Consider the following 25,317-nt stretch of genomic DNA (forward strand, 5'->3'; position numbering starts at 1 on the left):
AAAACTAAAATGCGTAAGATAGCAAAATTATGTAGATAAAAGGAAGAGAAAATTCGTAATAATTTTTTGGAAAAATTATAAGATTGATTTTAGTGTAAAAGTGTTTAGAAGCAGAAAGTTGTATTTGTAGCGTTTCTATTGATCAATTGATCATAAGATACATCGGAGATCGATTGTATCTTTCAGAAAGATTTTGAAAATTAAGAAATAAATTGCTATTTCCAGAATGTCTCTACGATTCCAATTCTTATTTTGAGTAGACTGGATTGAAGGTTTTTTCCATATACGCATTTCACAACTACGAAAAATGAAGGAATAGAAAAATAATATTTTTCATATTTGTTCAAATCCCTAAAGATAGGGATAATAATTTTGGTAATCTTATTTGTTATGTATAATAGAAACGTACGGTAAATCTTTTGAGAACAGAGTAAAAAATGTTTCGTGCCGATTGGGAATTGACAAAACCTCTTGATGCTATTGTCTTTGATTGTGATGGAACCCTAAGTCAGATTAAAGGAATAGAATATTTGGCAACGAGTAATCATGTTGACACTGACGTTCGATTATTAACAGACGTTGCAACAAATCTTACAGGAATTAATGTAGATATTTATCGAAAATGTTTAGATTTAGTTCATCCTACGATCGATCAGGTATCTCATTTGAGTAAATATTACTATGACAATTTAACACCGGATGCCGATAGAGTGATAGCTATATTTCAAGATATGAATAAGCCTGTCTACGTAATTTCTGCTGGAATCAAAATGGCAGTAGAAGCGTTTGCTGAACGTCTAGGTATTCCTACTGCACACGTTTTTGCGGTCGAGGTGTACTTTGATAGCAAAGGGCAATTTAATGCCTATGATGAAGATTCTCCAATGATTTCTCAATTAGGAAAATGCAAAATAATTAAGAATCTAATAAAACAATATCCTCGAATTGCGCATATTGGTGACGGAATGAATGATATAGAAGCTGCTAATGTAACAGAAAGGTTCATTGGATATGGTGGATCTTGCTATCGACACCACATTGCGAAATTATGTGACTTTTATATTACAGCAAAGACACTAGCGCCAGTTTTGCCTTTGTGTCTAGTATTCGATGAACAGAAACAATTGTCACAAGAAGACAGAAACCTTTTCCAAAAAGGTCTGAATCAAATTCATCAAGGGAATTTATTAATGGAGACCGGTTTGTCATGAAGACAGAACCATTTTAGGTTTTTTAATCTTTATTTTATTTTTTATTAAGGATAATACTTTTAAGGATGATACTTTAGAAAATACTTTCAAAAAAGTTCTCTACATTACAAGAATAGTTCTCTCTAACTACAGATCATGATTCTGTGGATTTAGTAAATCTTCGAAAGAAGAGGTATTCTGAATTTCTATGCAGGAATTCTCGTTCTCCATTATCATCTGGTTCTCCATTATCATCTGATGGAGTGGAACGTTGGTTTTTATTCCCTCAATTACCAGTTCGCTTAGCGCGTTTTTCATTCTAGAAACAGTCTCAGGACGGTTTTCATTGTGAACAATCAATTTACCAATAAGAGAATCATAATAGGGCGGCACTCGATAATTTGTATAGAGATGAGAATCCATACGAACACCCAATCCCCCAGGGGCATGATAGGTAGTTACAGTTCCAGAGGAAGGAATAAAATTTTTGGGATCTTCGGCATTAATACGACATTCAATCGCATGGCCTTTAATTGCAATATCTTTTTGTTTGTAGCGTAGTGGGTGTCCGGCAGCTATACGAATTTGTTCTTTTACAATATCAACGCCCGTAATCATCTCCGTAACAGGATGTTCAACTTGAATTCGTGTGTTCATTTCGATGAAGTGGAATTCGCCTTCTTTGTAAAGGAATTCAAATGTCCCAGCGCTTCGATAACTCATGGCAATACAAGCTTGTACACACCATTTACCAATGGTAGTGCGTTGTTCTAATGTTATGCCTGGAGCGGGAGCTTCTTCAATAATTTTCTGATGACGACGTTGTATTGAACAATCGCGTTCACCAAGATGGATAGCATTCCCTTTACCATCACCCAAAACTTGAATTTCAATATGTCTAGGATTCTTGAGATATTTCTCCATATAGACTTCATCTGTTCCAAAAGCAGTGGTCGCTTCCATTCTTGTTAAAGTAATAAAATTTAATAAATCCGTTTCCTGATGTACCACACGCATGCCTCGACCGCCTTCTCCATTACTAGCCTTAATTAAAATAGGATAACCGATATGTCGAGCAATGGCTATATTGACATTATCGTCTTTACTTAGGGCACCATCTGATCCAGAAATACAAGGCAATCCTGCGGATTTTATGGTCTTGAGAGCTGAAATTTTATTTCCCATAAGGCGAATGGAATCAAAAGTGGGTCCGATAAATGTAAATCCACTATTTTCTACTTGCTCAGCAAAATTTGGATTTTCTGAGAGAAAACCATAACCTGGATGAATGGCATCAGCGCGAACAATTTCGGCAGCTGCAATGACAGCGGGAATACTCAGATAACTACTGGCTCTATTGGGCGGGCCAATACAAACCGCTTCGTCTGCCAAACGTACGTGCATAAGATTTTGATCAGCAGTAGAGTAAGTAGCTACTGTTTGGATACCCATTTCCTTACAAGCTCGATGAATCCGCAACGCAATCTCTCCTCGATTGGCAATTAATATTTTCTTAAACACAGAAATCCTCTATTAATCTTTCTTGAGAAGAAAAAGTGGTTGATTAAATTCCACCGGCTGTCCATCTTCAACAAGACAAGCAGTAACAACACCGTTTTTATCAGCTTCAATCTTGTTAAATATTTTCATTGCTTCAATAATACATATTATATCACCCACTGAGATCTGTTGCCCAATTTCTACGAAAGGTTGCGTTTTAGGTGTTGGGGACAAATAAACTGTTCCTACCATAGGAGATTTTAAGGAAAAACTGTTTGAGATTTCTGAATCGGACGATTTCTTTAAGTTTGGTGTGGTTTGATTGGGTATACTGGAGGATTCTGGAGAATTGGTTACGACAGTGGAAACCGGATGAGAGATAGAAATTCCGTCTTGAGGAAATTGACTGATCCGTATCAATCCTTTACTAGACTTTATTTCAATTTCTTTAATTCTTGTTCCATTGATCAGCTTAACAAGTCTTTTAATCTCGCAGATGTCCACAAAAACTCCTTACCGGCATTAAGCGTTAGAGATAGTGACGTTTCAAATTATTTTTCGAGAATCCTCGGAAATTCTGGGGAGGGATTTTGCCCTACATTGTTGTAGTTGTCTAGAATTAGAGAAAAATATCAAATTCGATATAAAACTTGGATTGTCCTCTTTCTCCACTTGTTTTCAACATTGCCCTTTTACTAAAAGAATTTTGTACAGTGCTGAGATTAGATATTTTTTAAAGATGGAGAAAATGGCATACGGTTAGACAAATTTTGTTTTTTCTGATAATCCGCCGCTATTTTTTTTCAACTGAGTTGATAGCAGTATTTGACGGAGTACAAATTGTAGGATTCCATCGTGTTTGTAATAAATTAACTCTCTTTCTGTATCAATTCGACAATTTAGAACGATGCTTTCGACAGTACTATTTTTACGCTTGATCTTCATGGTAACATCTTTTCTGGGATACAGATTGTCTTTTATTCCGGTAATGTCTATCACTTCGCTGCCATCTAATTCTAAATTTTTTCGGTTGATATTGTTTTTAAATTCAAGTGGTAAAACTCCCATACCTACTAGATTAGAACGATGAATGCGTTCGAAACTCTCTGCAATAACGGCTTTAATACCCAACAATTTTGTACCTTTAGCAGCCCAATCTCGTGAAGAGCCTGTTCCGTACTCCTTTCCAGCAACAATTACTAACGGAACGTTTTCACCACGGTATTTCATCGCAGCATCGTAGATAAATAGTTTTTCGCCATCTGGGTAGTGTTTGGTGAACCCCCCTTCTATACCGGATAACATCTCGTTTTTAATTCTAGTATTCGAAAAAGTACCTCGCACCATCACTTCGTAGTTTCCTCTACGAGAACCGTAGGAATTAAAGTTTTTAATACCGACACCTTGTCTGATCAAGTACTCACCAGCAGGGTGATCTGGTTGAATAAATCCTGCTGGGGAGATATGATCTGTTGTTACGCTATCCCCAAGAATAGCTAAGATGCGCGCTTCTTTTATTTCTTCTAAAGATTTAGGGTAGATACTGACTCCCTCAAAAAATGGGGGTTTTTTTACATAGGTGGAATTTTTCTGCCATTCGAACGTATTGTTCGCAGATGTGGCAATTCGTTGCCAATCGGTATTTCCTAAAAATACACCTGAATATTTGCTACGAAACATCTTGTGGCTCACTTGTTGAAGTGCTTTAGAAATTTCTACATGCGTGGGCCAAATGTCCCGTAAAAAAATCAACTTTCCATAATTACTAACTCCTAATGGATCCTTAGTAAGGTCAATGTGGGTGGTTCCCGCTAGGGAAAAAGCAACTACTAAAGGAGGAGAAGCTAACCAGTTTGCTTTAACCAATGGATGAATGCGACCTTCGAAGTTTCGGTTTCCTGATAAAACGGATGAAACAATCAAATCATTTTCTACGATTTTTTGAGCAATCACTTTAGGCAACGGGCCAGAATTTCCGATACAAGTTGTACAACCGTACCCTACTAAATAAAATCCAAGTTGTTCTAAAAAATCGATTAATTTAGTTCTTTTTAAATAATCCATTACCACTTTAGATCCTGGAGCCAGCGAACATTTCACCCAGAATTTTCTTCTTAAACCTTTTTCTACAGCTGCTTTAGCAAGCAATCCCGCAGAAAGCATCACATTGGGATTAGAAGTATTAGTACAACTGGTGATTGCTGCAATAACTATATCTCCATGATGGAGATCAAAATTGTCTGTATTCTTACATACTTGTTCTAATTTCTGAATGTGTTTGGTTTCAGTAATAAAATTCTCAGTAGCTTTTTTTGTATCGGACAGTTTGATACGGTCTTGCGGTCGTGTCGGACCTGCTAGACTGGGCTCAACTGTAGAGAGGTCTAAAGAAAGTGTGTTGCTGAAAATAACTTCTGATGTATTTTGCGTTGTATCGTACCACAAGCCTTGTTCTTGAGAATAAGATTCTACTAACGCAATAACTTCAGGATCACGGTCAGTTAATTTCATGTATTTGATAGTCTCTACATCAATAGGAAAAAGACCGCAGGTAGCCCCATATTCAGGAGCCATATTGCTAATAGTTGCCCGATCAGCAAGAGAAAGTTTAGAAAGTCCTGGGCCATAGAATTCTACAAATTTTCCAACTACACCTAGACGACGTAGCATTTGAGTTATTGTTAGAACAAGATCAGTGGCATTTACTCCCTCTTGCAATCCACCTGATAAATAGAAACCTACCACCTCGGGAATTGACATAGATACGGATTGTCCGAGCATAACTGCTTCCGCTTCAATTCCTCCAACCCCCCATCCTAGAACACCTAAACCGTTGATCATGGTAGTGTGACTGTCGGTACCAACAACTGTATCCGGGTAAGCGAACAATTTATCTTCTACTTGGCTACACCATATTACACGTCCTAAGTATTCCAAATTCACTTGGTGGCAAATACCGGTTCCGGGGGGAATTAGTTGGAAGTGGCGAAATGCTTGCTGCCCCCATTTTAGAAATGTATATCGCTCATAATTCCTTTGCATTTCTATACGAACATTTTCATGAAAAGCCTTTCTATTCCCAAATGTATCTACTTGGACTGAATGATCAACAATAAGATGTACAGGACAATGAGGATTAATTTTGTCTGGGCTTCTTTTCATAGACACCATAGCATCTCGCATAGCAGCTAAATCTATCAAGGCAGGAACACCAGTGAAATCCTGCATCAGTACTCTAGTAGGACGGTAGGTGATTTCTTGATCAGAATGTTTTTCTCGTGTCCAATGTGCAAAAGCTTCGATATGCTTGCGAGTGGTCGTGTATCCGTCTTCATATCTCAGTTGATTTTCCAAAAGAATTTTCAGAGAGAATGGAAGACGATGGATGTTCGATAGCCCTGCTTCCTCTGCAGCTACAAGACTGTAATAAAAATAAGTTTTTCCCTTGACGGTTAATGTGCGTAGCGTTTTGAACGAATCCATCGCAGAAATTCCACAAAATTTATGAAAACACAGTTGAGCTTACCATAATCTTCTTCACTTTTAACCACATAATTTTTAGTGCAAAATTCTACCAAAACTCTGTGTACTTACTCTTGAATTCTTTCTCAGTATCCCCATATACCAGACAAATGTCATAATAATAAAAAAGACTCCATCGCGAGCGCCGCTTCCTTCGGCGAGAACGAGTGGATCTCTTGAACTTAGATTGGGTTTTTTAAAGTTGAGTTTAGAGTTAAGTTGAGTTAAGTTTAGGTGTAATTTTTTATTTTTTACTTAATGTATCACGAGAGGAGTAAGTATGAATATGAATATACGTCCGTTACACGATCGAGTGGTGGTTCACCGTCTTGAAGAGAAGGAACGTACTTCAGCGGGTGGTATCGTAATTCCTGATTCTGCCGCTGAGAAACCTTCTGAAGGGAATGTTGTCGCAGTTGGTCCTGGAAAATTTGATCACGGAGAGGTTCGTCCTTTAAATGTCAAAGTTGGTGATCGCATTCTATTTGGAAAATATGCAGGGACTGAAGTGAAAGTTGGTGGAAAGGAATATATCGTCATGCGGGAAGACGACATTATGGGTGTGATCGAAAATTGATAAGAAGAACAAGCTGTCATAAATAACCATAAATTTGTACGTTTTTTAGTTTAGTTAGAATTAACAACGACGAGAGGTAAAAAAAATGTCTGCGAAAGTTTTGAAGTTTTCTCACGAGGCGTTGCACGCGATGAGTCGTGGTGTGGATGTTCTGGCAAATGCTGTGAAAGTGACCTTAGGCCCTAAAGGTCGAAATGTCATATTGGATAAGTCTTTTGGCGCTCCATCTATCACTAAAGACGGGGTGAGTGTCGCTAAGGAAATTGAGTTGAAAGATAAGTTCGAGAATATGGGTGCTCAGATGGTTAAAGAAGTAGCTTCTCGTACTTCGGACGATGCTGGTGACGGAACTACAACTGCTACCGTGTTGGCGCAGGCCATCTTGGTAGAGGGTATAAAGTCTGTTATATCCGGTATGAATCCAATGGATCTGAAGAGAGGTATTGATAAAGCAGTGGTTTCTGCTGTTGCGAAGCTAAAGCATATTTCTAAACCGTGTGAGGATAAGACCGCTATTGCCCAAGTAGGAACTATTTCGGCTAACTCGGATGAGTCTATTGGTCAGATCATTGCGGATGCGATGGAGAAAGTAGGTAAAGAGGGTGTTATTACGGTAGAGGACGGATCTGGATTAGAAAACGAGTTGGAAGTAGTTGAAGGTATGCAGTTCGATCGAGGTTATTTATCGCCTTATTTTGTTAATAACCAACAAAATATGAGTACGGAGCTTGAGAATCCGTTTATTCTTCTGGTGGATAAAAAGATCTCCAATATTCGAGAGTTGATTCCTTTATTGGAAAGTATTGCTAAGTCGGGTCGCCCGCTCTTAGTGGTGGCGGAAGATGTTGAAGGAGAAGCTTTGGCTACTCTCGTAGTAAATAACATCCGGGGTGTGATGAAAGTTGCTGCCGTTAAAGCTCCAGGATTTGGCGATCGTCGGAAAGCGATGTTGCAAGACATTGCTGTCCTAACAAGAAGTAAGGTAATTTCCGAGGAAGTAGGACTGTCCCTAGAATCGATAACTTTAGACGATTTGGGTTCCGCTAAACGTGTTGTGGTTACTAAAGAGGATACGACCGTTATCGATGGAGCGGGTAATGCTGGGGACATTAGAGATCGTGTAAAACAAATCCGTGCAGAAATAGAGATTAGCACTTCCGATTACGATAAGGAAAAGCTTCAAGAACGATTGGCTAAGTTGTCTGGGGGAGTTGCGGTCATTAAGGTAGGTGCTGCGACAGAAGTTGAGATGAAGGAGAAAAAAGCTCGGGTAGAAGATGCTTTACACGCAACTCGTGCTGCTGTAGAAGAAGGTGTAGTGCCTGGTGGTGGAGTAGCTCTGATCCGCGTTGTGGAAGGTTTGGGAGATGTTAAAGTGGATAATGAGGATCAGCGTATGGGTGTTGAGATTGCACGTCGCGCTATGGCATATCCGCTATTTCAAATTGTAAAGAACGCAGGAGAGCAAGCCGCTGTTATTGCCGATAAGGTGTTAAACCATAAGGATGTCAACTATGGTTATAACGCTGCAAAAGGTGAGTACGGTGATATGATTGATATGGGTATCCTTGATCCTACAAAGGTAACTCGTACTGCGTTACAAAATGCAGCTTCTATCGCTGGTCTCATGATCACTACGGAGTGTATGGTGACAGAATCTCCGAAAGAAAAGGAAGAGTCTATGACTGGTAGTGATATGGGCGGAATGGGCGGTATGGGCGGAATGAGTGGTGGAGGCATGATGTAATTTATTCATTGTGTCTTTGCTCTTTTTTCCTCTTTAATTTTAAACTTAAAGCCCCGCTCTATAGGTGGGGCTTTTCTTTATCTTTTTTATATATTTTTATTTAGTTTTCTTTTGAATCCTTCATTTCCTTCATTAGGATTACAGCATTGGATTTTTTAATTGTATCTCAGTATAATTTCTGTCGGTATGCTACGACGTACACCACTTTATAAAGAACATTCTCAGAGAAATGCTCGCTTTGTCAATTTTTCTGGTTGGGAGATGCCTCTTCACTACGGTTCACAAATTGGCGAACACTGTCAGGTACGAAAAAAAGTTGGGATTTTTGATGTTTCTCATATGGGTGTCATTGATATAAAGGGAAAGAACGCTACACCTTTTTTACGTTTTTTATTAGCTAACGACATTATAAAACTTAAAGAATCTCCAGGATATGCATTGTACAGTTGTATGTTGAATGAGACTGGGGGGGTTATAGATGACCTTATTATTTATTGTCTATTTCCTTCCCATTATCGTATGGTAGTTAATGCCGGAACGCAAGCAAGAGATATTGTATGGATGAAAGAACAGAGTCGGCCTTATCAAGTATCAATTAGCCAACAATCTCAGATTTGTATCATCGCTATTCAGGGTCCTTCGGTATTTTCTGTTACTCGAGATATTTTTGGCGAAGCAATTCATGCCAAATTGATGAAACTTAGATCATTTCGATTTGTTCTAATCGATGAATTGTTGATAGCTCGTACAGGATATACTGGAGAAGATGGACTTGAAATAATCGTTCCGAATGTTCTGAAAGCACGAAGAATATGGCGAAAAGCAATGCGTATTGGGATTACACCGTGTGGACTGGGAGCTCGGAATACTTTGCGCTTAGAAGCAGGATTAAATTTATACGGTTTTGATATGGACGAGACCACTTCTCCTTTCTCCTCTAATCTGGATTGGAGCGTAACTTTGGATGATCCTGACCGTAATTTCGTTGGTCGTTCCATATTGGAGTATCAATTGAATACAGGCATTAAAGAACAGTTAGTTGGATTAACTATGGAAGGACCTGGTATTTTTCAGAATCATCAAAAAGTGTGGTTAAGTAGTGGTGACGATTTTCGAGAAGGGAAAATTACCAGCAGTGGTTTTTCTCCTGTCTTAAAATGCGCTATTGCTTTTGCTCGAATTTCTAAGGAAGAATTCGTGTTTAGAGACGGTTATGTCGAGCGACGAGGTAAGAAAATTCCAGTTAAGGTAGTTGGAACGCCTTTTGTATATCAAGGGAAAAAACTTTTTGAGGAAAGAAAATGAAGAGATGGTTAGGATCTTTATCAGAGGAATTGCGCTATAGTAAAAGTCACGAATGGATACAAAGGGAATCTAATGGTATTTTTACAGTAGGGATTACAGATTTTGCTCAAGAACAGATGGGTGATTTGGTATACGTAGAGTTACCTGATGTTGATAGTCGGGTAGTTGTGAATGATACGGTGGCTGTATTGGAATCTGTAAAAACAGCATCTGATGTTTATTCTCCTTTTATGGGGAAGATAGTTGCAATCAACAAAAAACTCCAAGAAGATCCGTCTTTAATAAGTCGTTCTCCTTATGGAGAGGGTTGGATTTATCGTATTAAAGCTGATAATGAAAATGAGTTCGACAAATTGCTTAGCAGTGAATCTTATAAGATTTTAACAAAAATATAGCGTAATTTAGGAAATTTAGAAAGATGCCCTTTATCCCTCACACTTCTGAAGATCAAGAAAAGATGCTAGCCCTTATCGGTGTCGATAGTGTTGAGCAGTTGTTTGACGAGATAAATTTATCGAATCCCTTCAAGCAGAAAATTTTAGGAAAAGGGTTGAACGAATCTTCTGTTTCTCGTCTTATAGAGCAGAATGAACCTAAAAAATTTCGGTGTTTTGTTGGTGCTGGTGCTTATGAACATTACATTCCAGCAATAGTATGGGAGATCGCTACTCGTGGGGAATTTTATACAGCCTATACCCCTTATCAAGCTGAAGCTAGTCAGGGAAGTTTGCAATTAATTTATGAGTATCAAACTATGATGTCCGAATTGCTTTCTATGGAGGTTTCTAATGCTTCCTTATATGATGGCGCTAGTGCGTTGTCTGAGGCGGCGTTGATGGCAGTTCGTATTAACAGGAAAAAAGCACGACGTATTTTAGTTCCAGCTACTGTTCATCCGGTGTATCGATACGTCCTAAAAACGATTGTCCAACAGCAAAATATTTTTGTAGAAACTGTTCCTTATGATTTGGCACAAGGAATACTGGATCTACAAACGATGAGTATCCAAAAGACAACAGAAGATGCAGCTGCACTTATTATTTCTCAGCCTAATTTTTTCGGGGCGCTTGAATGTGTAGATAGACTAACAGATTGGGCTCATGCTCGGGATATTTTAGTTATTGCTAGTGTAAATCCTATAGCGATGGCCTTACTAAAGCCTCCTGGACAATGGGGAGAGCGAGGAGCGGATATTGCCTGCGGTGAAGGACAGCCGTTGGGTATTCCTTTATCTTCTGGAGGGCCTTACTTCGGATTTATTTGCTGTAAGAGAGAATATATACGACAAATTCCAGGACGTATAGTAGCAAGAACTTGTGATAAAAAAGGGCGCGAGGGGTTCACTTTAACTCTCCAAGCACGTGAACAACACATTCGTCGCTCTAGAGCGACGTCAAATATCTGTACCAATCAAGGCCTCTTAGTAGTGGCGTCAACTATTTATTTAAGTTTATTAGGAGCAAAAGGTCTTCGCGAAGTGGCGTTGACTTCGCATATAAAAGCGCGTGATCTATTTCAACGATTGTCTACCTTGAAAGAAGTAAGTCCAGTGTTTTCACAACCCATTTTCCATGAATTTGTAGTTCGATTAAAAATACCTGTAGAGAAAATAATTATCCAAATGAGTAAACAGGGAATCTTGTCTGGTTTCTCTCTAAAAGAGCACTATCCGGAACTGGGAAATTGCTTGTTAATCTGTGTGACGGAAACTAAGACCGATGAGGATATAGATTTCTATAAAAAGACTTTTTGCGAAATGATCGATTCCATCGGTTACTAAAACGAACAAAATATAGTGAAAAATTGATGTGCTAATTTTCAAAAAATCCCAAGAAGGACGACGCGCAAGATCGCAAATAATTTCAGAAACAACGAAGAAAGTATGTGGTGTTCCTTTAGTTTTCTTGCGTTGTGATCTTCCATATCTTCCAGAATTGTCAGAATTGGAAGTGGTACGACATTTCACGAAGTTGTCCAAGAAAAATTTTTCAATCGATACTAATTTCTACCCACTGGGTTCTTGTACAATGAAATATAATCCACGGATAGCCAATCGGTTAGCTTCACTTCCAGGTTATCTGAATCGTCACCCCTTAACGCCTGAGTTTCACAGCCAACCTTTCTTACAGCACTTGTATGAATTACAGGCCATATTGGCGGATATTACTGGAATGGAAAGAGTTTCGTTGGTACCTATGGCAGGTGCTCAAGGTGAGTTTTCGGGAGTGGCAATGATAAAAGCCTATCATACAAACCATGGTGATTATAAAAGAACAGAAATACTGGTTCCTGAAGCTTCTCATGGAACTAATCCTGCTTCTGCCGCTATGTGTGGTTATAGTGTCAGAGAAGTGGGAACAACAGAAGAAGGAGATATCGATCTTGAGAAATTAGAAAAAATGATAGGAACCAAAACAGCGGGTATTATGCTAACGAATCCTTCGACATTAGGTGTATTCGAAAGAAACATTATAGAAATCGCAAAAATGATTCATAATGTAGGTGGTTTACTTTACTACGATGGTGCGAATTTTAACGCTATTTTGGGAAAATATCGACCCGGAGATATGGGATTCGATGTTATGCATCTGAATCTGCACAAAACTTTCGCAACACCACATGGCGGAGGAGGCCCAGGTGCTGGTCCAGTGGCCGCTGGTAGGAGACTTGTAGAATACTTGCCCACACCAATAGTAGGGAAAAATAAAGAAAATGGATATTATTGGATTACAAAAAAACATTGTCCTAAAACGATTGGTCAGCTCTCGACTTTTATGGGTAATATGGGTGTATTGTTACGAGCGTATATTTATTTGCGGATGTTAGGCAGCGAAGGTACTGTTCGAGTATCTAAATTTTCCGCTTTAAATGCTAATTATTTAATGAAACGATTGGTACAGTTAGGGTTTACAGTGGCTTTTCCGAATCGTCGTGCTTCTCACGAGTTTGTTTTGACAATAAAACCTTTGACAAGAAAGTACGGAATCACTGCATCGGATATCGCCAAAAGATTGTTGGATTACGGATTCTATTCTCCTACAGTCTATTTTCCTTCATTAATTCCTGAATGTTTTTTAATTGAACCTACAGAAACAGAAAGTAAACAAACTCTGGATTGTTTTGTAGAAGCTTTACGAAAAATTTTGATTGAAATAAAAGAAAATCCCAAAATGGTAAAAGAATCTCCACACCTCCAAACCGTCAGACGATTGGACGAAGTGAAAGCTGCTCGAGAATTGGATGTTCGACTGGTATTCGACGAGAAAACGAGTAAAAAAGAAAAATTGTAACCTACAGGAGATTCTCCAATCCATACACCAGACGGTCCAATTCCATTACTTTTCGACACGCAATAAAAATCCCTGATACCATACATTTACGATCTGTTCCGTCATGACGAATAGTCAATACCTCTCCTTTTCCACCAAAAAGCACTAACTGATGAGAAAACAATCCCGGAAGACGAACAGAGTGAATGGGAATGTCAGTCTCTTTTTTTGTTAACGTATTGCAGCAGCAATCGAGAGGTTTTTTCTGAAGTTCGATATTAGTAGAGACGGAAGATTTGGAAAGAGAGATGTTTTTCTCTCTGTTTTGAGAAGATTGTACCTCCGTCATCATTTGAGCGGTTCTGATTGCAGTTCCTGAAGGGGCGTCTGTTTTTTGGGGATGGTGCATTTCGACAATTTCGGAATCGGGGAAATACCGAGAAGCATCTTTAGCATACTTCATCATCAAGATCGCTCCTAAAAAAAAGTTTGGAGCAACAATTCCACCCAATTTTTTTGTTCGACATCGTCTCGATAGGATATCAATTTGTTCGGCAGTCAATCCTGTTGTTCCAATCACAGGTCGAGCTCCCGCGTCGATAATTTTTTTTGTGTTGGAAAAAACCGCACTGGGGGTAGTGAAATCGATAACTACGTCTGCTCTCGTTATTTTTATGACCGTTGTTAAATCGTCTCGACGACCAGTTCCTGCGACCAATCGAAGATCAACTTGAGTCGCAATATTTTCTCTAATTACACGACCCATTTTCCCATTAACTCCATTAACAATAATGTCGATCATATCTCGATATTCAGTCAGACTGAAAATTATCCATTACAAAATTCCAATTAACTATACGCCAAAAATTATTAATATATTGTAGTCGATTATTCCGTGTATCGATGTAATAAGCATGTTCCCACAAATCACACGTTAACAATGGTTTTTTATCGTCTATCATAGGATTGTATGCGTTTTCCGTGTTTAGAATTTCCAGATTTCCTTTTTCATCTTTTACCAACCAAGTCCAACCCGATCCGAAATGATCATTAGCTGCAAGAGTGAACATCGTTTCAAATTTTTCTAACGATCCAAAATGATTTTTCATCGCTGTCTCTAGATCGCTATTTTTTATCGTATTTCCTTCGATACTTTTGGTAGGTCTCATACAACTCCAATAAAATCTATGGTTCCAACTCTGAGCAGCGTTGTTAAAGATATGCCCTTTGGAGTTTGCAACAATTTCTTCGAGGGATTGGGATTCGAACGATGTTCCTGCAATAAGCCTATTTAGTTTGTCTACATAAGCGCGATGATGCTTACCGTGATGATATTCGAAGGTTTCTTGGGAAATATAGGGTTCTAAATCCCATGTGCGATACGGTAGATCTGGAAGTTTAAAAGCCACAAAAAATACCTCCCCTGATTATTTTTTCAGAATCTGAGTATCTTGAAAAACACTCTTTCAAAAACGGACCAAATTCAACCGTGCGATTGTAAGGCATTTTTCTAACCGCTTCAATATTTCTTTTTTGTTGACAAATAAACAATAATGCCATTACACTACGATCGTTTGGGCTTAGGTATTATTGATTGGACCCGATGGTGAAAAAAAAGGGGGGGTTGGTTGATGGAAATTTTGGTAGGTCGGGAGGCACCCAATTTCGTCGTTCCTGCTGTTTTAGGAAATGGTGATGTCGTAGAAGGCTTTGAACTTAGAGAATCCATACAGAATAAGTATGGATTGGTGTTTTTTTACCCTTTGGATTTTACTTTTGTGTGTCCTTCTGAACTGATCGCCTTGGACCACGCAATTGGTGACTTCTGTAAACGTAATGTAGAAGTGGTGGCTATTTCGGTAGATTCTCAGTTTTCTCATCGTACTTGGCGCGGTATCCCAGTAGAACGTGGCGGTATTGGACCTGTTCGTTATACTTTAGCTTCAGATATTTCTCACAAAGTCTGTCGTAGTTATGGAGTGGAACATCCCAAAACCGGAGTTGCTTTGCGGGGTTCTTTTTTGATTGATAAACAAGGAATTGTTCGATCGCAGATTGTAAACGATCTGCCTTTGGGTCGAAGTATTCCGGAAATTCTGCGTATAATAGACGCTCTTCAATTTACTGAGAAAAATGGGGAAGTTTGTCCGGCGAATTGGAAAAAAGGTGATCCTGGTATTCGACCTTCCTCAGAAGGAATTGCAGAATATTTATCTGAATACGCTTCTGATCTTTGAATTGTCTTTAATTGGTTTTTGGTTAATCAGCCAGCAAAAGCTAATTAGAAAAAACGAGTCGGTTTGGCTTTTCTCGTTGCCATATTCGATCGATTCTGTTGATAATATAGCAAAATAATTCTGATGTGCGCTTGGCATCGTAGATGGCGGAATGCGCTTCTTTTCTATCAAAGGGTATAGATGCTTCTCGCAGCGCTTTGGCCAATACGGATTTTCCAAATACTGTAGCTGCTAAAGTGGCGGTATCGAAGCAAGTAAACGCATGTAAAGGAGATGTTTTTATCTTACAGCGTTTCATAGCTGCGTGAATAAAGGACAAATCGAAATGAGCATTGTGTCCTACGAGTACTGCTCTACGACAATTGTGAGCGGAGACGGCTTTTTCTACGAAAACAAACAATTCTTGTAGCGCCCTTTTCTCTTTAATAGCAAATCGAAAAGGGTGGAAAGGATCGATTTTTGTAATTGCCAACGATATTGGGTCTAAAATGGAGTTTTTGAATGGCAAGATGTGGCAAGAGAACAACTCTCCGGGATGGATTTCTTTTTCCTGATTGATACCAATTGAAATAGCGGCTATCTCCAATAAAGGATTTGTAAGAGGTTCCAGTCCGCCTGTCTCAACATCTATTACAACAGGAAGATAGCCGCCGAATCTTTCTTTCAAAAGGACATTTGAAGAATATTGTTCGTTTCTCATATATCGGTTGTATTCTCTCAAAAATCTCTGATCAAAAAATTTGGCCAATACGCCAATTTAGTGTTTTACCTGCCAGTAAGGGTATCACAATATCCGAACCAAAAGATAAAAACTGAACAACTTGCCAAGGCTTTTTAACTAAGGTAATTTTTTTAGTATTCAATGGCAGACCATAAAATTGTGCTCCGAAACGACTGGAAAATCCTTCTAACTTTTCCAGTGCATTGCAACGTTCAAAGAGTTCTGTATAAATCTCAATAGCGATTGGAGTGTTGTAGATTCCTGCAGCTCCGTAAAGTGATTCTTTTTCTGTTCTTGAATGTGGGGCGCTATCCGTACCTAAAAAAAATTTTGGGTTCCCACTGATAGCCGCTTTAATAAGCGCAAATTGGTCCGTGCGTGTTTTTAGCAGTGGCAAACAATAATAATGAGCATGCAAACCGTCCTTCAACAAATGATTTCTGTTAAATAGACAATGGTGCGGAGTAATAGTTGCTGCTAGAGTTGATAGCGCTGTTTCAGAAACAAAATCCACCGCTGTTTTAGTAGAGATATGTTCTAAAACTATTCGTAAATTTGGGAAACTCTTAATCAAGGGAATCAATTCTTGTTCGATAAAAACAGCTTCTCGATCGAAAATGTCTACAGATGGATCAATAGATTCTCCATGTATTAATAAGGGTAAATCTACGGATTGCAGGACCTCTATGAGAGGATAAATTTTTTGTAAGGCTACAATTCCGAATTGAGAATGCGTAGTTGCCCCTGCGGGATATAACTTACAAGCGATTATAAAATTTGATTTTTTGGCGGCTCTGATTTCTTTTGGTTCCAAAGTATCTGTAAGATATAGCGTCATTAAAGGGGTAAATGTAGATTGATTGGAAATGTGTTGTTTAATTCTTTTACAATATGCTTTGGCCTGAGCTACTGTTGTCACTGGTGGAACTAAATTAGGCATAACAACCACTCTCCTGAATCGAAGAGCAGCGTCTGTAACAGTTCGCTTAAGGTAAGATTGATCACGTAAGTGACAATGCCAATCATCTGGTTGAATAATTGTAATTGTTTTCATTTGCTATTTTCTTTTGTATTTTTGCGATGAATTGGAAATTTATCTCTTTTCCGACCTTCGAACGGAGGAAACAAAATAAAAGACAAAAAATCTCTTTTGCAATTGTTCATCACAATGAAGGAAATCTTTTGTGTTTTGGGAAAATAGTTTTTTTAGGATATTCACATAAATCACTAATGAAACACTCTGAGCATTTGGCACGGCGAGCGGTGCATATATAACGGCCATGTAGAACAAGCCAATAATGAGTATCGGATAAGAATTCTCTGGAAATTATTTTCATCAATTTATTTTCCACTAGTAATGGTTTTTGTCCTGAGGCTAGCCCGGTGCGATTGGCTACACGAAAAACGTGGGTATCAACGGCAATAGTAGAATCTCCAAAAGCAGAATTTAGAATAATATTTGCTGTTTTACGACCAACTCCGGGAAGTGCTTCAAGCTCTTCCCGTGTTCTAGGTACTTGTGAATGGTATTTTTCTACCAATACTTTACAAGTTTTGATAATATTTTTAGCTTTGGCATTGTACAGTCCGATAGATTTGATACAATTTCTTAGGTTTCTTTCTCCAAGATTTAATATTTCTGAAGGTCGGTTTGCCTTCTCAAACAATCCCTTAGTGCTTTTGTTGACATTTGTATCGGTAGACTGAGCAGATAAAATCACTGCGATCAATAACTCAAACGTAGAGTGATAAACCAATTCTGAAGTGGGATTGTTGTTATGAGCTCTAAAGCGGAGAAAAATATTCTCACATTTTTTGCGATTCACGATTGTCTTTCTCTTTTTTTGTGATATCGAACTACGGCAGCACAAATGGCTGCGCGACGATCTTCTGGTGTTTTTAACACAGATAATTCTAGTTCTTGATATTTGAGATTCTGTTCAAACTCGTTTTGTATAAGTCTTTTTTTATGTTTTTTGTAACAAGAACGCCATTTTTTTATGCAATACGCTCTTCTTTCTGCATTTGCAGACAACGTTCTGATTTCAATGCAGTCTTTAGGACAAACCGTAAGACACCGCCTACATCCCGTACATGCGTCGGAAATTACTGTATGCGCTAGTCTTGATGCGCCAATAATAGCATCTGTGGGACACACTCGAATACATTTGGTACATCCAATGCATTCTTTTTCACGAATACTGGCTACAGCTATCGTATTTTTGTTCTTTCGTATTTCAGACACGTATAAAAAAATTAGATTATTGGTCAATTGTATTGAAGATACATTATCGATTTCCCCTATCAAACAGCAATCGATGGATTTTTTCGATGGTTTTATTGTCTACAATTACTGCAGAAGAGTGAAAACGATACAATTCGCAATCGCACAAGATGTGTCGAGTTTGTTGGGTTTGGGATAGATCGTTTGGTTTATTAAACATGGAGTTTTTCGTTTTTTTATTGGAGCAGTTGAACTATAGATTCTAGTGTTATTCTCTGTATTAAAGGATGGAATGGGTTAATAGGATGAGCCAGTAGTGGATTTTTTAAATTTTCGAAATTCAATTCACCACAGTTGAGAAATATTTCTACTTTCTGCGCTGTATTTGGTAAAATGGGTTTCAGGTAAGTCGTTAAAATTTTAAATAAATTTAGTCCTTGTGTACAAACGGCCTGGATTCGCTTTTCTTGGCCAGGTTCTCTTGCCAATATCCATGGTTTTTCTTTATCGATATATTGATTGGCTCGATCAGTAAGCGTCATAATCGTACGTACAACTTTTCGGTAGTTTAAAGTTTCATAATACTGAAGAATTTTCTCTTCAACTTCTATAAAAGACTCATACAACAAAAGTTCTGGTAGCGTTTCGGATAATTTGATTTCTTTGTTTTTGGTAAAAAAACTAGCGCAACGACTGGCCAAGTTGATATATTTTCCAACCAAATCAGCATTGATACGTCGGAAAAAATCTTCCGGATTAAAATCAATATCCTCAATGTGAGAACCTAATTTAGCAGCAAAATAGTATCGCAAGTATTCTAGATTCAAACTCTTTAAATATTGACGAGCGGTGATAAACGTTTCTCGGGATTTCGACATTTTTTGACCCTTAATAGTAAGATAACCGTGTACGCAGATTTTTGTTGGCAAACGGAAATTTGCACTGGAAAGTATGGCTGGCCAAAAAAGAGTATGAAAATAAATAATGTCTTTTCCTATGAAATGGTACAGTTCGGTTGCACTTTCCTCTTTCCAATAAAAATCAAAATCAATTTCTGCGCGTCTCTCGATGAGATTTTTTAAGCTAGCCATGTAGCCAACGGGGGCATCCATCCATACATAGAAGTATTTATTGTTCAAGTCAGGAATTTTAAAACCAAAATAAGGAGAGTCCCGAGAAATGTTCCACGCCTTCAAATCGTTTGCAAACCATTCGTTCAATTTGTTTACAACTTGAGGTTGCAAATGACCTTCACTAATCCAGTGTTTCAGAAAATTTCTATACCGATTTAAAGCAAAAAAGCAATGTTTTGAGTATTTTTGTATAGGTTTAGTACCAGAAAAAGCGGAAATTGGATTAATTAATTCTGTAGGATTGTATGTAGCGCCACACAACTCACAAACATCGCCGTACTGATTTGGCGCTCTGCAGCGAGGACACAGTCCCCGAATAAACCGATCAGGGAGAAATATATTGCGCATAGGATCGTAAGCTTGCAAAACAGTTTCTGTAAAAATATCACCATTTTCTTTTAATTTCTGATAAATGAATTCGGATAGTATACGATTTTCAGAAGAATGTGTTGTATAGAAATTATCAAAATTAATTAAAAAATCAGAAAAATCTCTGGCATGTTCTTTGTGCATTTTGGTTACGAAGACTTCGGGAGAGATACCCAATTTTTGGGCAGCAATCATAACAGCAGTTCCATGAGCATCTTCTCCACAGATGTAAAGACATGAATTTCCGGAAAGACGTTGAAAACGTACCCAAATGTCAGATTGGATATATCCTACCATGTGTCCCAGATGAATTGGCCCATTGGAATAAGGAAAAGCAGCGGTAACTAAAATGTATCTTTTTTTTGTATGCACAATAATGCTTACGTTTCGTAATCAACGAAACGTCAATCGATGTTCATTTTACCAAAGATTCGCTTGTTACTAAAGATTCACTTGAAGTTGTTTAGTGTTATCTTTTTTGATACTATTCCGCCGGGATTTTTTTGTTTTAGAAACAATAAGAAATCGGTTTTTAGGAAGAAACTGTGTTTTTCTTTTTATTACGGAAAGATTCTGGGAAGAATGAAGTATGGATTTGTAACGGAAGTATTTTAAGCAAATAGAAAAATAAATGGTTGAATCCTCGTGAAAGAAACACTTATTTGCAATAAGCTAAAGAGTCGTTCTATATCAGCTCGCGCGGTGCAAGTAGGGCAGGGAACCCCTGCGATCAAAAATATTATTTCTGTTGCTTCAGGAAAAGGCGGTGTTGGAAAATCAACCGTTTCTGCTAATCTTGCTGTGGCGCTGTACAGAGAGGGAGCTGAGGTAGGGTTACTGGATGCAGACATTCACGGTCCTAATCAGGCTGTTATTTTAGGAATTCGCGAGAAATCGCGAGTTAATAATGAAAAAAAAATTGTTCCTCTTCGTCAGCACGGTATTCAATCGGTGTCTATGAGTTATCTAATCGATACAAAAACTCCGATAATATGGAGAGGTCCAATAGTGAGCCAAGCCTTATATCAGCTGGTTTACGAAACATTGTGGGAAGATCTCGATTTTCTTATTCTGGATTTGCCTCCAGGGACAGGCGATGTACCTATAACTTTGTCTAAAAAAGTTTCTGTGTCTGGAACCGTTATTGTCACTACTCCGCAAAAAGTAGCTTTAGTTGATGCCGGTAAAGCACTTGCAATGTTTAGAAAATTGGGTATTCCTGTTTTAGGAATTATTGAAAATATGGCGACTTACAAATGCCTCTATTGTAACCATGAAGAACCGATTTTTGGAAAAGGAGGTGGAAAAAGAATGGCTGACGCTAATGGTATCCCTTTTCTGGGAAAAATACCTCTTGATATTGCTATTCGTAAAAATTCGGATAGAGGAATCCCCGCAGCGATTTCGGATCCAAATGGTTCTGTAGCAAAGATTTACCGAAGTATCGCTATTGCATTGGTGGAACAACTTCTATTGTAAATCGATTGGTTGTTGTAGAGGAAATTTTCCGCTGTCACTGTGAGAGAAAAAATAAAACAATGCCGATCAAATCAGACAAGTGGATTCGATACATGGCTGAATTTTATGGAATGATTAGCCCTTTTGAATCGAATCAAGTTTGTTACGCACAATCGGGAAAGATTGTGTCTTACGGAACTTCGAGTTATGGATACGACGTTCGTTGTGCGAACGAATTCAAAATTTTTACTAACATTAACACTTCTGTTGTTGATCCAAAAAATTTTGATCGCAATGGTTTTGTGGATTTGAAAGCAGACGTTTGCACTATACCGCCAAATTCTTTTGTTCTGGCTTGTACAGTGGAATATTTTAAAATTCCGAGAAATGTATTGACAATTTGTCTAGGAAAATCTACTTATGCGCGATGTGGAATCACTATCAATGTTACGCCCTTAGAACCTGAATGGGAAGGACATGTTACTTTGGAGTTTTCTAACACTACCAGCTCCCCTGCTAAGATTTACGCTCATGAAGGGATTGCACAAATGTTGTTCTTAGAGTCTGATGAAGTTTGTGAGATTTCTTATAAAGATCGCGGAGGGAAATACCAAGGTCAACAAGGGATAACTCTACCGCGATAGATTGTGCGGATCTACTATCATATAATAATAGTAATAGGCAGAAAAAGCGATATTTTTATGGTGCGATATATATTTATTACCGGAGGAGTGGTTTCTTCTCTAGGAAAAGGTGTTACTTCGGCATCTCTTGGAGCAATTCTTGAAGCACAAAGTTTCGGGATTACTCTTCTTAAACTCGATCCTTATATTAATGTTGATCCGGGAACTATGAATCCTTTCCAACATGGTGAAGTGTTTGTAACAGAAGACGGGGCAGAAACCGATCTGGATTTAGGACATTACGAGCGTTTTGTGGATGTGACTATGACGCGAGAAAATAATTTCACGACAGGACAAATTTATGCTGATGTAATTAGAAAAGAGAGATGGGGTGATTATTTGGGAAGAACCATTCAAGTTATTCCTCATATTACAGATGAAATTAAAGAGAGGATTCGTAAAGGCGCTAGAGGATCGGATATTGCTTTGGTGGAAATTGGAGGGACTGTAGGAGATATTGAATCCTTGCCATTTTTAGAAGCTATACGACAGATGCGTATCGAATTGGGTAAAGAAAAAACGTTATTTATTCATTTAACCTTAGTACCTTATGTTTCTGTCGCGGGAGAGATTAAAACCAAACCCACTCAACATTCAGTAAAAGAATTGCGTTCTATTGGTATTCAACCTGATATTTTGGTGTGTCGTTCTGAAAAACTTTTGTCCAAAACTGATCAGAAAAAGATTGCTTTGTTCACCAATGTAACAGCTTCTGATGTCATTTCTTTGTTGGATGTACAATCCATTTACGAAATTCCTCTAATTTTATCTAATCAAGGATTAGGAGATCGGATTTGTGAAAAATTAAAAATTAAATCTATTCCTGTCAACTTAGGAGATTGGGAAAAAGTAGTAGCGGCACAAAAAAATCCTTTATATTCAGTAAATATTGCTATAGTTGGAAAATATGTAGATCTTTCGGATTCTTATAAATCTCTAAACGAAGCGCTTATACACGCTGGTATTCATACATATACACAGATCAATATTGAATATATCGATTCTGAAGAGATCGAGTCATACGGTACGTGTTTATTGAAAAAGTCGAACGCCGTTTTGGTACCTGGAGGATTCGGTTTGAGAGGTGTTGAAGGGAAAATTTTAGCAGCACAATATGCACGAGAAAATGACATTCCCTTTTTGGGAATTTGTTTGGGAATGCAAATTGCAGTAATTGAGTTTGCTCGTCATAAAGCAGATATGAAGAATGCTAATAGTACAGAATTTGATCCAGACAGTCCTTATCCGGTCGTATCGCTAGTGAACGAACGGACGAAAAACAGTGCAGTTATAGAGAAATCCAAATTTCGTGGAGACTGGGTCGGATCCATGCGCCTTGGCGGACAAATCTGCCGACTTAAATCTCAAACATTGGTACAAAAAATCTACGGAAAAGATATTATTACAGAAAGGCACCGCCATCGTTATGAAATTAATAACGATTGGATTGGTGTATTGGAAAAGAAAAATCTAATCGTATCAGGACGTTCGCTTGACAACTCTTTTGTAGAAGTGGTTGAATTGTCTGATCATCCGTGGTTCTTGGGTTGCCAGTTTCATCCGGAATTTACTTCTACTCCCCGTAGGGGACATCCAATTTTTATCGGATTTATCAAATCTGCCTTAGAAAGGCATAAAAGTAACTAAATCTGTAGAATAAAAAAGTATATAGAAAATTTGGGATTTTGCAATATCTTGGATGACTGTTATTTTTCTTTAGTTGTAGGATTGGTGATAGAAAGTCGGTAATAGAAAAGTGAATATTTTTTGGATACAGCAAACGAACTTAATTCAATCTTTTAAAGAACAAAGATTTCGAGTTGGATTTTTATCACAATCAATTTGTTTCTTATCTGGTTTTGTCCAAGTAGGTGCGCAGAGAGATAAAGGCAGTTGTTGTGAACAAAGGAGGCTATATTTTGGATTCGGGAACGAAGTTTCGGAAAAAATTTTTTAGATAAGTTGATTTTTGGTGTTTTGTGAAATCTACTATTGTTGATATTGTCGCTCGTGAAATTTTAGATTCTCGTGGAAATCCTACGATTTCTGTAGAGGTTGTATTGTCTTCTCGCGCGAGGGGTTTTGCTGCGGTACCTTCTGGAGCCTCTATTGGTAAGGGTGAAGCTATAGAATTACGCGATAACGATTTCAGTCGTTATAGAGGACAGGGCGTATTGCAGGCGATAGAAAACGTAAACGGCCCCATTCGGAATTCTTTACTGGGTCAAGATCCGGGATTACAGGAAGATATTGATCGTATTATGATTGAGTTGGATGGAACAGAAGATAAGTCTAATTTAGGTGCCAATGCAATTCTTGGAGTGTCTTTAGCGGTAGCTTACGCTGCATCTGACGACGCTGATCTTCCCTTATATCGCTATTTAGGGGGCGAAGAAGGTCCATTTAGTATTCCTATCCCTATGATGAATATTATAAACGGTGGAGTGCATGCACATAACAATTTAGATTTTCAGGAATTTATGATTGTCCCACTAGGAGCCCCGAATTTTACTGAAGCTTTACGCTATGGATCTGAGGTTTTTCATGCATTAAAGCATCGTTTAATGTCTTATGGGTTGGTACCTTCTGTCGGTGATGAGGGCGGCTTTTCTTTAGATTCATTAAACACTGAATCGGTATTCGAATTAATTTTGGAATCTGTTGAAGATGCTCACTATACTCCGGGGAAAGACATTTGGTTAGCATTTGATGCGGCGAGTTCAGAATTCTATCGAGAAAAATATTATCTCTTTGAGAACAAAAAAATTACTAGTGAAGCTCTAATCGATCGTTATATGGAATGGGTAAAAAAATATCCCATTATTTCTATTGAAGATGGTCTCTCTGAGAGAGATTGGACTGGCTGGAGATTGTTGACAAAACGCCTTGGCAAGACAATACAGTTGGTAGGAGATGATATTTTTGTTACGAATACAAAAATTCTTAAGGAGTGTATTGAAAATAATATAGGAAATGCCATTTTAGTTAAGCCTAATCAAATAGGTACTTTAACAGAAACATTAGCCGTTATAGGATTAGCTAAAAATTCCGGATATGGTGTTGTTGTGTCTCATCGTTCTGGAGAAACAGAGGATACTACGATTTCTGATTTAGCAGTGGCAACTGCCGCAGGGCAAATAAAAACAGGTTCTTTATGTCGATCCGAAAGAATAGCCAAATACAATCGTCTTTTGCGGATTGAGTGCGAACTTAAAGAAAAAGCACCGTACACCGGAAGAAAAATTTTTCCCTTAACAAGAACAGAATAAAGAGGTTGTTTTAATTTCCGCTATTTTGTATTTTTTGTAGTATTGACTTTTTCGGTTTGGATCGGGTTGGTGTCCGATCACACTCCTTCTTTGTACAAATATTAAAATCAGAT

General features: G+C 38.1%; 22 protein-coding genes. 12 read left to right on the forward strand and 10 right to left on the reverse strand.

Going from position 1 to position 25,317, the window contains the following annotated elements; translation table 11 throughout:
• Positions 1 to 437: 437 nt before the first annotated feature.
• Positions 438 to 1,211, forward strand: coding sequence for an HAD-IB family phosphatase (locus tag EGQ50_RS00340; protein WP_159747587.1), 774 nt, complete (start codon positions 438 to 440; stop codon positions 1,209 to 1,211).
• 126 nt (positions 1,212 to 1,337) lie between these two features.
• Here the strand turns inward: EGQ50_RS00340 and accC are convergent, their stop codons facing one another.
• The 3 genes from accC to acnA form a co-directional block, all read right to left on the reverse strand.
• Positions 1,338 to 2,711 carry an acetyl-CoA carboxylase biotin carboxylase subunit gene (accC, locus tag EGQ50_RS00345; RefSeq protein WP_159747589.1) on the reverse strand — a complete coding sequence of 458 codons (1,374 nt, stop codon included), beginning with the start codon at positions 2,709 to 2,711 and terminating at the stop codon, positions 1,338 to 1,340.
• Between the two features lie 12 nt (positions 2,712 to 2,723).
• A complete protein-coding gene (gene accB / locus EGQ50_RS00350) occupies positions 2,724 to 3,194 on the reverse strand; it encodes an acetyl-CoA carboxylase biotin carboxyl carrier protein (protein ID WP_159747591.1) in 471 nt (156 codons plus the stop codon).
• Between the two features lie 255 nt (positions 3,195 to 3,449).
• Complete coding sequence (gene acnA, locus EGQ50_RS00355; protein WP_159747593.1) at positions 3,450 to 6,173, reverse strand: aconitate hydratase AcnA; 2,724 nt, start codon at positions 6,171 to 6,173, stop codon at positions 3,450 to 3,452.
• 325 nt (positions 6,174 to 6,498) lie between these two features.
• Here acnA and EGQ50_RS00360 point away from each other — a divergent pair, with 325 nt between their 5' ends.
• The 6 genes from EGQ50_RS00360 (at position 6,499) to gcvPB (ending at position 13,131) form a co-directional block, all read left to right on the forward strand.
• Positions 6,499 to 6,789, forward strand: coding sequence for a co-chaperone GroES (locus tag EGQ50_RS00360; protein ID WP_159748400.1), 291 nt, complete (start codon positions 6,499 to 6,501; stop codon positions 6,787 to 6,789).
• Between the two features lie 85 nt (positions 6,790 to 6,874).
• Complete coding sequence (gene groL / locus EGQ50_RS00365; RefSeq protein ID WP_159747595.1) at positions 6,875 to 8,536, forward strand: chaperonin GroEL; 1,662 nt, start codon at positions 6,875 to 6,877, stop codon at positions 8,534 to 8,536.
• A gap of 159 nt (positions 8,537 to 8,695) precedes the next feature.
• Positions 8,696 to 9,841: a glycine cleavage system aminomethyltransferase GcvT gene (gene gcvT / locus EGQ50_RS00370; RefSeq protein ID WP_246168965.1), complete on the forward strand. Its 1,146-nt coding sequence runs from the start codon at positions 8,696 to 8,698 to the stop codon at positions 9,839 to 9,841.
• Entirely contained in the window at positions 9,838 to 10,236 is a 399-nt protein-coding gene (gene gcvH / locus EGQ50_RS00375) for a glycine cleavage system protein GcvH (protein WP_159747597.1), read from the forward strand. The genes gcvT and gcvH overlap by 4 nt, the downstream gene beginning before the upstream one ends.
• A gap of 23 nt (positions 10,237 to 10,259) precedes the next feature.
• Positions 10,260 to 11,621 carry an aminomethyl-transferring glycine dehydrogenase subunit GcvPA gene (gcvPA, locus tag EGQ50_RS00380; RefSeq protein ID WP_159747598.1) on the forward strand — a complete coding sequence of 454 codons (1,362 nt, stop codon included), beginning with the start codon at positions 10,260 to 10,262 and terminating at the stop codon, positions 11,619 to 11,621.
• Between the two features lie 28 nt (positions 11,622 to 11,649).
• A complete protein-coding gene (gene gcvPB / locus EGQ50_RS00385) occupies positions 11,650 to 13,131 on the forward strand; it encodes an aminomethyl-transferring glycine dehydrogenase subunit GcvPB (protein ID WP_159747600.1) in 1,482 nt (493 codons plus the stop codon).
• A 1-nt stretch (position 13,132) separates the two neighbouring features.
• Here gcvPB and dapB read toward each other — a convergent pair whose 3' ends face one another.
• Positions 13,133 to 13,912, reverse strand: coding sequence for a 4-hydroxy-tetrahydrodipicolinate reductase (dapB, locus tag EGQ50_RS00390; protein ID WP_159747602.1), 780 nt, complete (start codon positions 13,910 to 13,912; stop codon positions 13,133 to 13,135).
• A 10-nt stretch (positions 13,913 to 13,922) separates the two neighbouring features.
• Positions 13,923 to 14,519, reverse strand: a complete 597-nt coding sequence (locus EGQ50_RS00395; RefSeq protein ID WP_159747604.1) for a superoxide dismutase — start codon at positions 14,517 to 14,519, stop codon at positions 13,923 to 13,925.
• Between the two features lie 222 nt (positions 14,520 to 14,741).
• On the opposite strand from EGQ50_RS00395, the gene EGQ50_RS00400 reads away from it, so the two are divergent.
• On the forward strand, positions 14,742 to 15,347 hold the full coding sequence (locus tag EGQ50_RS00400; protein WP_159747606.1) for a peroxiredoxin: 606 nt from the start codon (positions 14,742 to 14,744) through the stop codon (positions 15,345 to 15,347).
• A gap of 40 nt (positions 15,348 to 15,387) precedes the next feature.
• Here EGQ50_RS00400 and EGQ50_RS00405 read toward each other — a convergent pair whose 3' ends face one another.
• The 5 genes from EGQ50_RS00405 to metG form a co-directional block, all read right to left on the reverse strand.
• Complete coding sequence (locus EGQ50_RS00405; protein WP_159747608.1) at positions 15,388 to 16,047, reverse strand: exonuclease domain-containing protein; 660 nt, start codon at positions 16,045 to 16,047, stop codon at positions 15,388 to 15,390.
• A 31-nt stretch (positions 16,048 to 16,078) separates the two neighbouring features.
• Complete coding sequence (pyrC, locus tag EGQ50_RS00410) at positions 16,079 to 17,122, reverse strand: dihydroorotase (protein ID WP_159747610.1); 1,044 nt, start codon at positions 17,120 to 17,122, stop codon at positions 16,079 to 16,081.
• A gap of 109 nt (positions 17,123 to 17,231) precedes the next feature.
• Positions 17,232 to 17,894 carry an endonuclease III gene (gene nth / locus EGQ50_RS00415; protein WP_159747612.1) on the reverse strand — a complete coding sequence of 221 codons (663 nt, stop codon included), beginning with the start codon at positions 17,892 to 17,894 and terminating at the stop codon, positions 17,232 to 17,234.
• Positions 17,891 to 18,376, reverse strand: coding sequence for an RnfABCDGE type electron transport complex subunit B (locus tag EGQ50_RS00420; protein WP_369692072.1), 486 nt, complete (start codon positions 18,374 to 18,376; stop codon positions 17,891 to 17,893). The genes nth and EGQ50_RS00420 overlap by 4 nt, the downstream gene beginning before the upstream one ends.
• A gap of 152 nt (positions 18,377 to 18,528) precedes the next feature.
• Positions 18,529 to 20,166: a methionine--tRNA ligase gene (metG, locus tag EGQ50_RS00425; protein ID WP_159747614.1), complete on the reverse strand. Its 1,638-nt coding sequence runs from the start codon at positions 20,164 to 20,166 to the stop codon at positions 18,529 to 18,531.
• Between the two features lie 273 nt (positions 20,167 to 20,439).
• Here metG and EGQ50_RS00430 point away from each other — a divergent pair, with 273 nt between their 5' ends.
• The 4 genes from EGQ50_RS00430 (at position 20,440) to eno (ending at position 25,204) form a co-directional block, all read left to right on the forward strand.
• The gene (locus EGQ50_RS00430) at positions 20,440 to 21,273 is read left to right on the forward strand and encodes an Mrp/NBP35 family ATP-binding protein (RefSeq protein WP_246168966.1); all 834 of its coding nucleotides are present in this window, start codon (positions 20,440 to 20,442) and stop codon (positions 21,271 to 21,273) included.
• 59 nt (positions 21,274 to 21,332) lie between these two features.
• Positions 21,333 to 21,896: a dCTP deaminase gene (dcd, locus tag EGQ50_RS00435; RefSeq protein ID WP_159747616.1), complete on the forward strand. Its 564-nt coding sequence runs from the start codon at positions 21,333 to 21,335 to the stop codon at positions 21,894 to 21,896.
• Positions 21,897 to 21,953: 57 nt separating this feature from the next.
• Entirely contained in the window at positions 21,954 to 23,582 is a 1,629-nt protein-coding gene (gene pyrG, locus EGQ50_RS00440; protein ID WP_159747618.1) for a CTP synthase, read from the forward strand.
• A gap of 332 nt (positions 23,583 to 23,914) precedes the next feature.
• A complete protein-coding gene (gene eno, locus EGQ50_RS00445) occupies positions 23,915 to 25,204 on the forward strand; it encodes a phosphopyruvate hydratase (RefSeq protein WP_159747620.1) in 1,290 nt (429 codons plus the stop codon).
• The last annotated feature ends 113 nt before the right edge of the window (positions 25,205 to 25,317 follow it).

The sequence above is a fragment of the Coxiella endosymbiont of Amblyomma sculptum genome, from assembly GCF_009883795.1.
Taxonomy (GTDB): Bacteria; Pseudomonadota; Gammaproteobacteria; order Coxiellales; family Coxiellaceae; genus Coxiella.